Source organism: Salmonella sp. SAL04202, assembly GCF_046550775.1.
Classification (GTDB): Bacteria; Pseudomonadota; Gammaproteobacteria; order Enterobacterales; family Enterobacteriaceae; genus Salmonella; species Salmonella enterica.
Genome location: NZ_JBGDXK010000004.1, coordinates 118,601 through 132,150, shown reverse-complemented (window position 1 = coordinate 132,150; position 13,550 = coordinate 118,601). Strand labels below are relative to the sequence as shown.

The following is a 13,550-nucleotide window of genomic DNA, read 5'->3' as shown; positions in this document are numbered from 1 at the left end:
TTATTTACGCGTGGGAAGGAAATCCCTACGCAAACGTTTTCTTTTTCTGTTAGAATGCGCCCCGAACAGGACGACAGGGCGTAAAATCGTGGGACATCTATGGTCTGGATTGATTACGCCATTATCGCGGTGATTGCTTTTTCCTGTCTGGTTAGCCTGATCCGCGGCTTTGTTCGTGAAGCGTTATCGCTGGTGACGTGGGGTTGTGCTTTCTTTGTCGCCAGTCACTACTACACTTACCTGTCTGTCTGGTTTACGGGCTTTGAAGACGAACTGGTTCGTAATGGGATTGCTATCGCGGTACTGTTTATCGCGACGCTTATCGTCGGCGCTATCGTGAATTTTGTGATAGGTCAGCTAGTAGAGAAGACCGGCCTGTCGGGAACTGACCGGGTGTTGGGGATCTGTTTCGGCGCACTGCGAGGCGCGCTGATTGTCGCCGCCATTCTGTTCTTCCTTGATACCTTTACCGGCTTGTCGAAAAGCGAAGACTGGAGCAAATCGCAGCTCATCCCGCAGTTCAGCTTCATCATCAGATGGTTCTTTGACTATCTGCAAAGCTCGTCGAGTTTCTTGCCCAGGACGTAACAGGTTCTGAGATGTGGCTTAACGAGGAAAATGACGTATGTGCGGTATTGTCGGTATCGCCGGTGTTATGCCGGTCAACCAGTCGATTTATGACGCGTTAACAGTGCTCCAGCATCGTGGTCAGGATGCTGCCGGTATCATCACCATTGATGCGAATAACTGCTTCCGCTTGCGTAAGGCAAACGGGCTGGTGAACGATATTTTTGAAGCTCGCCACATGCAGCGTTTGCAGGGCAACATGGGGATCGGCCATGTGCGCTACCCTACCGCAGGCAGCTCCAGCGCTTCCGAAGCGCAACCTTTTTACGTTAACTCGCCGTATGGCATCACGTTGGCCCATAATGGCAACCTGACTAACGCGCACGAGCTACGTAAAAAGCTGTTTGAAGAAAAGCGCCGTCATATCAACACCACCTCCGATTCCGAAATCCTGCTCAATATTTTCGCCAGCGAGCTCGACAACTTCCGTCACTATCCGCTGGAAGCCGACAATATTTTTGCCGCGATTGCCGCGACTAACCGTCAAATCCGCGGCGCCTATGCGTGCGTGGCGATGATTATCGGCCACGGCATGGTGGCTTTTCGCGATCCGCACGGCATTCGCCCGTTAGTGCTGGGCAAGCGTGACGTTGGCGATGGTCGTACGGAGTATATGGTCGCTTCTGAAAGCGTGGCGCTGGATACGCTGGGCTTTGAGTTTCTGCGCGATGTCGCGCCGGGCGAAGCTATCTATATTACCGAAAAGGGGCAACTGTTCACGCGCCAGTGCGCGGATAACCCGGTCAGTAATCCCTGTCTATTCGAGTACGTTTACTTTGCTCGCCCGGACTCCTTTATCGACAAGATCTCCGTCTACAGCGCTCGTGTGAATATGGGCACCAAACTTGGCGAAAAAATCGCTCGTGAATGGGAAGATCTGGACATCGACGTCGTGATCCCTATCCCGGAAACCTCCTGCGATATCGCACTGGAAATTGCCCGTATTCTCGGCAAGCCGTACCGCCAGGGATTTGTCAAAAATCGTTACGTGGGACGTACCTTTATCATGCCGGGCCAACAGCTACGCCGTAAATCCGTGCGCCGTAAGCTCAATGCTAATCGCGCGGAATTCCGCGATAAGAACGTCCTGCTGGTGGATGATTCTATCGTGCGTGGCACCACATCAGAGCAGATCATCGAGATGGCCAGGGAAGCCGGCGCGAAGAAGGTTTATCTGGCGTCCGCCGCGCCGGAAATTCGTTTCCCCAACGTCTATGGCATTGATATGCCGACCGCCAATGAGCTGATCGCGCATGGTCGCGAGGTGGATGAGATTCGTCAGATCATCGGCGCAGACGGGCTTATCTTCCAGGATCTGAACGATCTGATCGAAGCCGTGCGCGCGGAAAATCCGGATATCCAGCAGTTTGAATGTTCGGTATTTAACGGGGTATATGTCACCAAAGACGTAGACCAGCAATACCTCGACTTCCTGGATTCATTACGTAATGACGACGCCAAAGCGGTGCTGTTCCAGAACGAAATGGAAAACCTGGAAATGCATAACGAAGGCTAATGGCTTTGCCAGCGGCGCGATGCCGCTGGCCGATGTCAATTACGCACCACGCCGAAGCGAATAGCGTATTTTTGTACTTTGTACTGTAACGTGGTGCGCGATACGTTAAGGCTGCGGGCCGCGGCGGCAATATTCCCCTGATGCGTATCCAGCGCGGTTTCTATTAAATGCCTTTCGTAGTTGGCAACCCGTACCTCCAGCGACCCTTCATACTGCGGATCGGGTGACGAGGGAAGGGGATTTTCCGGCGCGGTTTCCGGTACGCCTAAATTTAACTCGTCCTGTTCAAAAATGATGTGTTTGAGCAGCCCATCTTTTTCCTGCATGATCATGCTGCGTACAATCGCGTTTTCCAGCATCCTGACATTACCCGGCCAGGCGTGATTGAGCAGATCAGCACGCGCCGTCTCGCTTAATCCGTGAATGTCCTGCGGCACGTCATTACGGTATTTATCAATAAAATAATTCGCCAGTAAGGGAATATCTTCCGGGCGGGCGCGCAGCGGCGGTAACGTCAACATTCCGACGCTCAACCGATAAAAAAGATCTGCCCGCAGACGTTCTTGTTGAATTAATTTGACGGGCGCTTCGTTCATGGCGGCAACGATCCTGACATCAGAGTGGAGTTGCTGTTGTCCGCCGAGCCGCCAGAAGGTTTTATCCTGCAAGAATCGCAGCAGCTTACTTTGCATTTCTATCGGCATGGCGTTCAGCTCATCAAGAAAGAGCGTTCCCCCGTTTGCCAACTCCAGATAGCCCTGGCTATTTTCCGCGCCGGTATAGGCACCGCGCACGGTGCCGAAAAGCGTACTTTCGATAAGCGTAGGCGGTAGAGCGCCGCAGTTCAGGGCGATGAAGGGTTTATTCGCCCGCTTGCTGCATTGATGGATCAGGCGGGAAAATAGCTCCTTACCCGTTCCCGTCTCCCCGACAATCGTCACCGGAATATTACTGGCGGCCAGCCGTTTGGCTTTGGCGATATTACTGAGCATTTCCGGGTTTTCGGTAATAATGGCATGGTGCTTCTCATGGTGATCGGCATACAGCAGTTGGTTCAGTTCTACCACCTGCTCCTGGAGCCGCCTGACGCCGGACATATTCCTGCCGATTTCGATAACGCCGACCATGCCGCCATCGCTTGCATAGAGCGGCGCGGTGGTGTGCTGATAGTCAACGGCCTGGCCTCGCGCATTGTAATAAATTTGATAATGGCCAATGTATTCCACGCCTTTTTTTAACGATGAAAGCATCGTACTTTGGGTCTCTTTCATGCCCGGATAGACATCCAGCATATGTTTTCCCATTGCCCGTTCAATACTGTAGCCGTCCAGATCCGCGCTTTCCTGATTGTAGTAAACGTATTCACCACGCTCATTAATGACGGCCAACGGCTGATGAATCAAATCGAAAAAGCGGGAAAACATCCTGAGCGCCGAGGCCAGTTCCTGATTGGTGGATGCCATACACGCATTCCTCATATCTATTGTTCATGTTGTCATTATAAAAGTGACGAATTTTCGTCGTTGTGATGAATAGCAAACTCAATGACGAAAATGAGAAAAAGCTTATTTTTATAAGTAATTGATTATTTTGATAAAAAATAGTGGTATGCCTTTTGCTTTATCCCTGTAAAGAATGCGGATTTTTACCATAAACATTAAGCAGAGGGCGTTATGACTGACTCGATTATGCAGAATTACAACCAGCTACGTGAGCAGGTAATCAACGGCGATCGCCGTTTCCAGCACAAAGACGGTCATTTGTGTTTTGAAGGGGTCGATCTGGACGCACTGGCGCGCCAGTACCCCACGCCGTTCTATGTGTTTTCTGAGCCGGAGATTATTCGTAACATTCATGAAATCCAGCAGGCATTTGCGGCGCATAAAAATACCAAAACCTTCTTTGCGTCAAAAACCTGCTCGGTCATGGGGGTGTTGAAAGCCATTCGTGACGCCGGAATTTGCGCGGAGGCAAACTCACAATATGAGGTTCGCAAGTGTCTGGAGATAGGTTTTCGCGGCGATCAGATCGTCTTCAACGGCGTGGTGAAAAAGCCAGCCGATCTGGAATATGCCATCGCTAACGATCTGTATCTTATTAATGTTGATAGCCTGTATGAGCTGGAACATATTGATGCCATCTCTCGCAAGCTGAAGAAAGTCGCCAATGTTTGCGTCCGCGTAGAGCCGAATGTTCCCTCGGCGACGCATGCGGAACTGGTTACCGCTTTCCATGCGAAGTCGGGTCTCGACCTGGAACAGGCGGAAGAAACCTGCCGCCGCATTCTGGCGATGCCTTATGTGCATTTGCGCGGCTTGCATATGCATGTGGGCGATCAGGTGCCGGAGTCAGAGCCTTTCGCAAAAGCGACTAAAGTGCTGGTGGATGAATCCCGTCGCCTGGAAGAGGTGCTCGGTATTAAATTTGATTTGATCAACGTGGGCGGCGGAATTCCGGTTCCCTATAAATATGACGACGAGAATGGCGACCCGTTAAAAGATAATATGTATGCCGGTATTACCGCCCAGGATTTTGCCGATGCGGTCATTCGCGAAGTGCATAAATGGCGTACCGATGTGGAAATATGTATTGAACCGGGACGTAAAGTGACCGGGTCGGCGGCGGTTTTACTGACGGAAGTCTCCTGCGAAAAACGTAAAACAAATTATGATCTTAACGGCAATGTGGAATGCCACGTTGAATGGAAATTTGTCGACGCTGGTTACAGCGTACTCTCTGACAGCCAGCATTTTGACTGGTTCTTTTATGTCTATAACGCCTCTCGCATGACGGCAGCGCACGACGCCTGGATAAAATTAGCCGGGCCGCTGTGTGATGGCGGAGATTATTTCCACATGGGAGTGAAAGGCGAAGAGTTTTTACTGCCGAAGGAGACTCATGTTGGCGATATTGTCGCATTTCTTGATGCCGGGGCATACACCATTGAAAGTCAAACCGTTTATAACAACCGTCCGCGCACGGGCGTGGTGATGATCGATAAAAATGGTGAAACGCGTCTGATTCGTCGGGAAGACAGTTACGAAGATATGGTCAAGTACGACATTTATTAATACTGTTTTGGGCTTCAGTTTTATGCTGAAGCCCGTCGTCAGATGATAAGAAGAGGGCAGTGATGCCTGAATGCATAACAGGAGATGGCCATGAGTAACACGAATTCTGGCTTACTTGGCATCAAAGACATTGTCTTTATGAATGTCATCGCTATTCTGAGTTTGCGGCAAATCCCTAACGTGGCGCCTTACGGGGCATCGGCCATGTTGTTATGGGTGATAGCCGCATTCTGCTTGTTTTTTCCTTTAGCGATGGTATGTGGCGAGCTGTCAACCGGCTGGCCGAAAGATGGCGGGATATTTGTCTGGATTAAAGAGGCATTTGGTAAACGTATTGCATGGATTGTCGTGGTTTGTTTTCTCTTTTCCTGCGTACTGTTTTTCCCATTAATGCTGCAATTCGGCTTTACCGCGTTGGGCTATATGATCGGCGGCGGCCTGGCGGAAAATAAAGCATTTATCGGTATTGGTTCCGCGGTAATTTTCTGGCTATTAACGCTGATGAATATCCGCGGGATGGAATGGACAAAAATTATTAATAGCATCAGCGCCTGGTGCGGCGTATTTATTCCCTCCGCTATCCTCATTTTGCTGGCGGTGGTATGGCTATGTACCGGACACCAGATGCAGACGGACTACACTACAGCGAAAAACTGGATTCCGGATCTCGGACACTGGGATACGATCGTTTTCTTATCCAGCATGATGTTTGCGTTTGCCGGACTGGAGGTCGCCCCGATGATTGCCGGGCGTACCCGTAATCCACAGCGTGATTTTCCGCGAGCGATGGCCGTCTCTGCCGCCGTTATCGTTGGGATCTATATGGTCGGCACCTGGGCGCTAAATACGCTTTTACCCGCCGGGAAAACCGACATCGTGGCAGGCGTCATGCAGGCTATGCATGCTGCTGCGGACACGCTGCATATGCCGTGGTTAATTCCTGTTATGGCCATCTGTATGTTTTTTGGCGCTCTCGGGCAGATTAACTCCTGGCTGGTGGGGCCGATTTATATGCTCCAGGAAGCCTCGCGTGAAGATAATCTGCTGGGGGACCGAATCGGCAAATTACATCCGGTGTGGAAAACGCCCGCCTTTGCCTTGACTGTACAGGCGATTATTGTCACGGTCCTGTGTTTTTCGACTTTTATTTCGCCAAGCGTTGCGGCGGCTTACTGGATGTTAACGGCGCTAACGACCATCACCTATTTTATTCCTTATCTGGTGATGTTCCCGGCGTTCTGGCGTTTACGTAAGACTCAGCCGGATACGCCAAGAAGTTTTAAAATTCCGGGCAAGGTTTTACCGGCTATTTTACCCGCGCTGGGCTTTCTTTCTATCGCCTTTGCCGTTGCGCTGTTATTTATTCCGCCTTCTCAAATTGATATGGGCGGATATTTCCAGTACGCCGGGAAAATTATTGGCGGAGCCGTGCTGGCGGTTGTCGTCGCGGAGTACATTTACCATCGGGCGCAGAAACGTAATGCTCGTTTAAGCATGGCGGGAGGAAAATAAAATGTATATGCCAGTTCTGGAAATAAATCTACGCAAGCTGGAAGAAAACGCCCGCACGGAAAAAGCTCTGCTGGCAAGTAGCGGTATTGACGTGATGGCTGTCAATAAAGTTTTTGACGGCTGCGTGGAAACCGCGCAGGCGGTGTTCAACGGCGGAATTACCGTTATTGCTGAATCACGAACCTATAATTTGAAAAAAATACGCGAGACAGGATGTACGACTTGCCTGTTACGCAGCCCGTGTCTGAGTGAAATCGAAGATGTGGTGCGCTACGCGGATATTAGTTTAAATAGCGAGCCGGTGGTATTACGGGCATTATCGCAAGAAGCCCAACGCCAGGGGAAAACGCATCAGGTATTACTGATGGTGGATATGGGCGATTTACGCGAGGGTATCTGGTTTGGTGAATATCAACGCATTCTTGAGACCGTGACTCTGATTACTGGTCTGCCCGGTCTGGAATTATATGGACTGGGCACCAACTTTAATTGTTACGGCACCGTGTTGCCAACGGTAAAAAATGGCGAGGATTTTCTGGCGCTGGCCGCCCGGCTGGAAGCCGACAGCGGTATTCCTGTCCGGCGGCTTTCTGCGGGAAACTGCACCAGCTATCACCTGCTGGATAAAGGTATCTGGCCGCAGGGGCTGAATCATCTGCGCATCGGCGGACTGCATGAATTCGGCATTGAATATGTGGACATGAAATACCTGAATGAATTTCACCACTCCGCAAAACCGGTCGATAAAGCCTGTTCCGATATGTATATCCTGGAAGCGGAAATCATCGAACTGAACAGTAAACCGACCGTCCCGGTCGGGGAGCTGGGCGTCGATGCCTTTTTGCAAAGTAAAACCTTTGTCGATCGTGGCATACGCCGACGCGCATTGCTGGCGTTTGGTCGCCAGGATGTGCCGTCGGATAACTGTGTGCCATGCGACGACGCTATCACTATCTTAGGGCAAACCAGCGATCATACGCTGGTGGATATTGAAGATTGTCGTCAGTCGCTAAAAGTAGGCGATGTGGTTCGCTTTGAGCTGGATTATACGGGCCTGTTAATGGCCTGCCAGACCAAAGGCGTCGCCTGGAGGTTTACGCGTTAACGCATAACCGCCGCGGCTATGTCGCGGCGGCATCTTTGACCTCACGAAAGACAGGGAGTAACGATGGATACCCTGCAACAATCACCGCCAGCAGAGCCTGAAGGCGGTCTGCGGCGTAACCTGAAGAAACGGCATCTGCTGATGATGTCGCTGGGCGGCACGATTGGCACCGGCTTATTTATCGGCATTGCCGAACCGTTAAGCAGCGTCGGGCCGGCGGGAACCTTACTGGCCTATCTGTTTGCCGGAACCATTATGCTGGCAACGATGATGTGTCTTGGCGAATTATCATGCGCCTTTCCTCACTCCGGTTCATTTCAACATTACGCGCTGATGTTTATGCCGTCACCTTGCTGGAGCTATACCATTGGCTGGCTTTACTGGTTTAGCTGGGTCTTTTCCCTGGCAGCCGACCTCACTGCTGCAGGGTTTATTGCTCACCAGTTTTTCCCCGCGGTTCCGGTATATATGTTCTGCCTGGCGATTCTGCTCATCCTGACGGCTATCAATCTCACCTCCGCAAAAAGTTTTGGCGAATGCGAATACTGGCTTTCGGCCATTAAGGTCTTCGCGATCGTGCTGTTTATCTGCGCGGGCGGGGTCATGATCTACTCGCTAATGGGCCATAGTGACTGGCACCCGACGTTAAAAACAGACGGAATGTGGTTTCCCCACGGTTGGGAGCAAATTGTGGTCTGTATGACGATCGTGATTTACTCCTTCCAGGGGGTGGAACTGGTAGGAAATGCGGCAGGGGAGACCGAATCGCCGCACATTATTTTACCGAAAGTGATCCTGGGGATCGGTCTCAGAATCATTTTGTTTTACGGCCTGGCGATTGCGGTGCTGGCGCTGGTCTATCCTCATGAACTGACGCCAAATGGACAAAGTCCCTTTGTATGGGTATTCTCCCACGCGGGCATTCCGGGGGCGGATACGCTGATGACGCTGGTGATCTTTTCCGCCGCGGTTTCTGCCGCTAACTCGGCCATTTACGCCAGTTCGCGTATGCTGTGGTCTATGGCGGGCGATCGCTTTGCGCCAGCCTGCTTTGGTAAAACGAACGGCGGCGGCGTGCCGGTGTATGCTATTTTAATCACGGCCTTGTTGGCGTTGGTGTCGTTGCTGACCCGCTATATTCCCGCACAGCAATTTTATTTATATCTGATCGCCAGTACCGGGCAGGTGGGTTGCCTGGCATGGATAACCATCGGATGGTGCCAGTATCGTTTCCGACAATCGGTGCGTAATGGAACGTACGCCAGCGATTTGCTACGCTATCGATCGCCGCTTTTCCCCTGGACGGCCCGATTTGTCATTATCACCAATTTTGCCATTATGGTCGGCACCTGGTTTAGTGAGCAAGGGGTAGTGATAATGTTGGTTGAGCTGGCTTTTATGATAGGGATTCTTTTGTCATGGTATCTCTTCAGACCCACTTTGAGCCCAGTGGGATGAACGGCGCTCGTAAACGGTAAGAGAACATGAAACGACTCATTGTAGGAATTAGCGGCGCCAGCGGGGCGATTTATGGCGTGCGCTTATTACAAATTTTGCGCGATGTCGATAGCGTGGAAACGCATCTGGTGATGAGCCAGGCGGCCCGGCAAACGCTGGCGCTGGAGACCCATTTTTCGCTGCGCGAGGTGCAGGCGCTGGCCGATGTGACGCACGATGCGCGCGACATTGCCGCCAGCATTTCCTCGGGCTCTTACCCGACGGCGGGAATGGTTATCTTGCCCTGTTCGATTAAAACGCTGTCGGGGATTGTCCACAGTTATACTGACGGACTGCTTACCCGCGCGGCGGATGTGATATTAAAAGAGCGGCGACCTCTGGTGCTGTGTGTGCGCGAAACGCCGCTGCATATCGGGCATTTGCGTTTAATGACCCAGGCCGCTGAGATAGGCGCGGTGATTATGCCGCCGGTTCCGGCTTTTTATCATCTTCCTCAGACGTTAGATGATATTATAAATCAAACGGTTAACCGAGTTTTGGACCAGTTTGACATCCCCCTTCCGCACGACCTTTTTGTTCGCTGGCAGGGCGCATAGCGTTGTCTGTTTAGCGTGCATTATTGTCCCTGTTGCCCTGTTTCAGGGCAATTTTGTAACCGCGATCATATCCTCAACATTTAATTCGTTAAAAGCCGCCGAAACGCTGCGGTGCAACCGTCATACCTGCTATCTTCAACATCAGGACAATATTGCAACGTTTTATTAACAAATTTAACGTCGAATCGTTTTGCTGACGTGAAAATGGCATAAGACCTGCATGAAAAAGTCTGCAAACACACAACACCACGTAAAACATAAGAAAATGACGCCACTTGAGGGGTATGTATGAAGAAGACCGTTCTCGCTTTATCTTTGCTGATAGGTCTGGGCGCGACGGCGGCCAGTTACGCCGCGCTCCCGCAAACGGTTCGTATTGGAACAGATACCACCTACGCGCCTTTCTCATCAAAAGATGCCAAAGGCGAGTTTATTGGCTTTGATATCGATCTCGGTAATGAAATGTGTAAGCGTATGCAGGTGAAATGTACCTGGGTCGCCAGCGACTTTGATGCGCTTATTCCCTCACTAAAAGCGAAAAAAATTGATGCCATTATTTCATCGCTCTCTATCACCGATAAACGCCAGCAAGAAATTGCGTTTTCCGACAAACTTTACGCGGCGGATTCACGCCTGATTGCGGCAAAAGGGTCTCCCATTCAGCCGACGCTGGAATCGCTGAAAGGCAAGCATGTCGGCGTGCTGCAAGGGTCCACGCAAGAGGCTTACGCCAATGATAACTGGCGCACTAAAGGTGTGGATGTGGTGGCTTATGCTAACCAGGATCTTATCTATTCCGATTTAACCGCCGGTCGTCTGGATGCCGCATTGCAGGATGAAGTCGCCGCCAGCGAAGGTTTCCTGAAGCAGCCAGCGGGCAAAGAGTATGCGTTTGCCGGTCCTTCCGTGAAGGATAAAAAATATTTTGGCGACGGGACGGGGGTTGGGCTGCGTAAAGACGATACCGAGCTAAAAGCCGCGTTTGATAAAGCGCTGACCGAACTGCGCCAGGACGGAACTTACGACAAAATGGCCAAAAAGTACTTCGATTTTAATGTCTACGGCGATTGAGGGAAGGGGATAACGCGCCGCGCTGGGGAACTATCACGGTGCAAAATAGATGTTTTGCACCTTTTTGGTGCATAAGCCGTTGCGGAACAGGCGCATAAATGCATACTTAATCGATTTTTATGCAAAATAAACCGGCTGACAAGGTAGAATGCTTTGCCTTGTCGGCCTGATTAATGGCACGATAGTCGCATCGGATCTGTAAAGATCTCCTGGAAAGACAGTCTGTTGAGGATAGTTATGAAAAAACTGGCGTTATCCCTTTCTCTGGTGCTGGCATTTTCCAGCGCTACCGCAGCATTTGCCGCTATTCCACAAAAGATTCGTATCGGTACCGATCCTACATACGCACCGTTTGAATCCAAAAATGCACAAGGTGAATTGGTCGGCTTTGATATCGATCTGGCCAAAGAGCTGTGCAAACGTATCAACACACAGTGTACGTTCGTGGAAAACCCGCTGGATGCGCTGATTCCGTCTTTAAAAGCGAAGAAAATTGATGCCATCATGTCCTCGCTGTCCATCACTGAAAAGCGCCAGCAGGAAATCGCGTTTACCGACAAGCTTTACGCCGCTGATTCCCGTCTGGTGGTGGCGAAGAACTCTGATATTCAGCCGACCGTCGCGTCGCTGAAAGGCAAGCGCGTCGGCGTGCTACAGGGGACGACGCAGGAGACCTTCGGCAATGAGCACTGGGCGCCGAAAGGGATTGAGATCGTCTCTTACCAGGGGCAGGACAACATTTATTCCGATCTGACGGCGGGTCGTATTGATGCAGCGTTCCAGGACGAGGTCGCGGCCAGCGAAGGTTTCCTTAAACAGCCCGTCGGAAAAGACTATAAATTCGGCGGCCCGGCGGTGAAAGATGAGAAGTTATTCGGCGTAGGAACCGGTATGGGGCTGCGCAAAGAGGATAACGAGCTGCGCGAAGCGCTGAACAAAGCCTTTGCTGAAATGCGTGCTGACGGTACTTACGAAAAGCTGGCGAAAAAGTACTTTGATTTTGATGTTTATGGCGGTTAATCACCGTCGGTGCAGATAAAGCCCAAAGAATGTTGACTGTCTGCATTGCCTGATGGCGCTGTGCATGTCAGGCCTACGGAGCATCGTAGGTCGGGCAAGGCACAGCCGCCATCCGGCGTGATGTGAGGCAAAAATGCAAAAGAGGCTTCTTACTTCACCACACACAACAGGACAGGCTGCATGTTGTACGGGTTTTCAGGCGTAATTTTACAGGGCGCGATCGTCACGCTGGAACTGGCGCTCAGTTCCGTGGTGCTGGCCGTGCTTATCGGTCTTGTCGGCGCGGGGGCGAAGCTTTCGCAAAACCGGGTTACGGGGCTTATTTTTGAAGGATACACCACCCTGATTCGCGGGGTGCCGGATCTGGTCTTAATGCTGCTGATATTTTACGGATTGCAAATCGCGCTTAACGTGGTGACCGATTCGCTGGGTATCGACCAGATAGATATTGATCCAATGGTGGCCGGTATTATCACCCTTGGTTTCATCTACGGCGCCTATTTTACCGAAACCTTTCGCGGCGCGTTTATGGCGGTGCCGAAAGGCCATATCGAGGCGGCGACGGCTTTTGGTTTTACCCATGGGCAAACCTTCCGGCGGATTATGTTCCCGGCGATGATGCGTTACGCCCTGCCGGGGATCGGCAATAACTGGCAGGTGATACTCAAAGCGACGGCGCTGGTGTCGCTGCTGGGCCTGGAAGATGTCGTCAAAGCCACGCAGCTTGCCGGTAAAAGCACCTGGGAGCCTTTCTATTTTGCCGTGGTCTGTGGACTTATCTACCTGGTATTTACCACCGTTTCCAATGGTGTGCTGCTCTTACTTGAGCGTCGCTATTCCGTGGGCGTGAAGAGGGCTGATTTGTGATTGAGATCATTCAGGAGTACTGGAAATCCCTGCTGTGGACGGATGGCTATCGTTTTACCGGCGTGGCGATTACGCTGTGGCTGTTAATTTCATCGGTGGTGATGGGCGGTCTTCTGGCGGTGATTCTGGCGGTAGGTCGCGTTTCCAGTAATAAATTCATCCGTTTTCCCATCTGGCTGTTTACGTATATTTTTCGCGGCACGCCGCTGTACGTACAGCTACTGGTGTTCTATTCGGGGATGTATACGCTGGAGATAGTCAAAGGCACCGATCTTCTTAACGCGTTTTTCCGCAGCGGACTGAACTGTACCGTACTGGCGCTGACGCTGAATACCTGCGCGTACACCACGGAAATTTTCGCCGGGGCGATTCGCTCGGTGCCGCACGGTGAAATTGAAGCGGCACGGGCCTATGGCTTCTCGTCATTTAAAATGTATCGCTGCATTATTTTGCCGTCGGCATTACGCATCGCCTTGCCTGCCTACAGCAACGAAGTGATTTTAATGCTGCACTCTACGGCGCTGGCGTTTACCGCGACGGTGCCGGATTTGTTGAAAATCGCCCGCGATATTAACTCAGCGACTTACCAGCCGTTTACCGCGTTTGGCATTGCCGCCGTGTTGTATTTACTCATTTCGTATGTCCTGATAAGCCTGTTCCGTCGGGCGGAAAGACGCTGGTTGCAGCACGTGTCCTCTAAATAATTC

12 protein-coding genes are annotated in these 13,550 nt (G+C 51.4%); 11 read left to right on the top strand and 1 reads right to left on the bottom strand.

What is annotated here, in order from left to right:
* Positions 1–99 precede the first annotated feature (99 nt).
* A complete protein-coding gene (gene cvpA / locus ACLJQJ_RS16840) occupies positions 100–588 on the top strand; it encodes a colicin V production protein (protein WP_000262102.1) in 489 nt (162 codons plus the stop codon).
* Between the two features lie 37 nt (positions 589–625).
* Positions 626–2,143 (top strand): amidophosphoribosyltransferase, encoded by a 1,518-nt coding sequence (gene purF / locus ACLJQJ_RS16835; protein ID WP_000334205.1) that lies wholly within the window; start codon positions 626–628, stop codon positions 2,141–2,143.
* A gap of 35 nt (positions 2,144–2,178) precedes the next feature.
* On the opposite strand, the gene ACLJQJ_RS16830 is transcribed toward purF, so the two are convergent.
* Positions 2,179–3,606: a sigma-54 interaction domain-containing protein gene (locus ACLJQJ_RS16830; RefSeq protein WP_000168925.1), complete on the bottom strand. Its 1,428-nt coding sequence runs from the start codon at positions 3,604–3,606 to the stop codon at positions 2,179–2,181.
* A 210-nt stretch (positions 3,607–3,816) separates the two neighbouring features.
* Between ACLJQJ_RS16830 and ACLJQJ_RS16825 the strand changes: the two genes are divergently transcribed.
* From ACLJQJ_RS16825 to hisM, 9 genes are all read left to right on the top strand, one after another.
* Positions 3,817–5,214 carry a diaminopimelate decarboxylase family protein gene (locus ACLJQJ_RS16825; RefSeq protein WP_000132306.1) on the top strand — a complete coding sequence of 466 codons (1,398 nt, stop codon included), beginning with the start codon at positions 3,817–3,819 and terminating at the stop codon, positions 5,212–5,214.
* A gap of 90 nt (positions 5,215–5,304) precedes the next feature.
* The gene (locus tag ACLJQJ_RS16820) at positions 5,305–6,726 is read left to right on the top strand and encodes an APC family permease (protein WP_000072512.1); all 1,422 of its coding nucleotides are present in this window, start codon (positions 5,305–5,307) and stop codon (positions 6,724–6,726) included.
* Between the two features lies 1 nt (position 6,727).
* On the top strand, positions 6,728–7,831 hold the full coding sequence (locus ACLJQJ_RS16815; RefSeq protein WP_000281907.1) for an alanine/ornithine racemase family PLP-dependent enzyme: 1,104 nt from the start codon (positions 6,728–6,730) through the stop codon (positions 7,829–7,831).
* Between the two features lie 63 nt (positions 7,832–7,894).
* A complete protein-coding gene (locus ACLJQJ_RS16810) occupies positions 7,895–9,289 on the top strand; it encodes an amino acid permease (protein WP_410967692.1) in 1,395 nt (464 codons plus the stop codon).
* A 26-nt stretch (positions 9,290–9,315) separates the two neighbouring features.
* On the top strand, positions 9,316–9,885 hold the full coding sequence (locus ACLJQJ_RS16805) for a UbiX family flavin prenyltransferase (RefSeq protein WP_000825680.1): 570 nt from the start codon (positions 9,316–9,318) through the stop codon (positions 9,883–9,885).
* A 288-nt stretch (positions 9,886–10,173) separates the two neighbouring features.
* Positions 10,174–10,956, top strand: coding sequence for a lysine/arginine/ornithine ABC transporter substrate-binding protein ArgT (gene argT / locus ACLJQJ_RS16800; RefSeq protein WP_000754423.1), 783 nt, complete (start codon positions 10,174–10,176; stop codon positions 10,954–10,956).
* A gap of 237 nt (positions 10,957–11,193) precedes the next feature.
* Complete coding sequence (hisJ, locus tag ACLJQJ_RS16795; RefSeq protein WP_000731868.1) at positions 11,194–11,976, top strand: histidine ABC transporter substrate-binding protein HisJ; 783 nt, start codon at positions 11,194–11,196, stop codon at positions 11,974–11,976.
* Positions 11,977–12,156: 180 nt separating this feature from the next.
* Positions 12,157–12,843 (top strand): histidine ABC transporter permease HisQ, encoded by a 687-nt coding sequence (locus tag ACLJQJ_RS16790; protein WP_000965498.1) that lies wholly within the window; start codon positions 12,157–12,159, stop codon positions 12,841–12,843.
* Positions 12,840–13,547, top strand: coding sequence for a histidine ABC transporter permease HisM (gene hisM / locus ACLJQJ_RS16785; RefSeq protein WP_000569771.1), 708 nt, complete (start codon positions 12,840–12,842; stop codon positions 13,545–13,547). Before ACLJQJ_RS16790 ends, hisM begins: the two co-directional genes overlap by 4 nt.
* Positions 13,548–13,550: the final 3 nt, after the last annotated feature.

Coding starts and splice junctions, on each gene's coding strand:
- cvpA (WP_000262102.1), top strand. CDS start 100: ATGGTCTGGATTGATTACGCCATTATCGCGGTGATTGCTTTTTCCTGT.
- purF (WP_000334205.1), top strand. CDS start 626: ATGTGCGGTATTGTCGGTATCGCCGGTGTTATGCCGGTCAACCAGTCG.
- ACLJQJ_RS16830 (WP_000168925.1), bottom strand. CDS start 3,606: ATGGCATCCACCAATCAGGAACTGGCCTCGGCGCTCAGGATGTTTTCC.
- ACLJQJ_RS16825 (WP_000132306.1), top strand. CDS start 3,817: ATGACTGACTCGATTATGCAGAATTACAACCAGCTACGTGAGCAGGTA.
- ACLJQJ_RS16820 (WP_000072512.1), top strand. CDS start 5,305: ATGAGTAACACGAATTCTGGCTTACTTGGCATCAAAGACATTGTCTTT.
- ACLJQJ_RS16815 (WP_000281907.1), top strand. CDS start 6,728: ATGTATATGCCAGTTCTGGAAATAAATCTACGCAAGCTGGAAGAAAAC.
- ACLJQJ_RS16810 (WP_410967692.1), top strand. CDS start 7,895: ATGGATACCCTGCAACAATCACCGCCAGCAGAGCCTGAAGGCGGTCTG.
- ACLJQJ_RS16805 (WP_000825680.1), top strand. CDS start 9,316: ATGAAACGACTCATTGTAGGAATTAGCGGCGCCAGCGGGGCGATTTAT.
- argT (WP_000754423.1), top strand. CDS start 10,174: ATGAAGAAGACCGTTCTCGCTTTATCTTTGCTGATAGGTCTGGGCGCG.
- hisJ (WP_000731868.1), top strand. CDS start 11,194: ATGAAAAAACTGGCGTTATCCCTTTCTCTGGTGCTGGCATTTTCCAGC.
- ACLJQJ_RS16790 (WP_000965498.1), top strand. CDS start 12,157: ATGTTGTACGGGTTTTCAGGCGTAATTTTACAGGGCGCGATCGTCACG.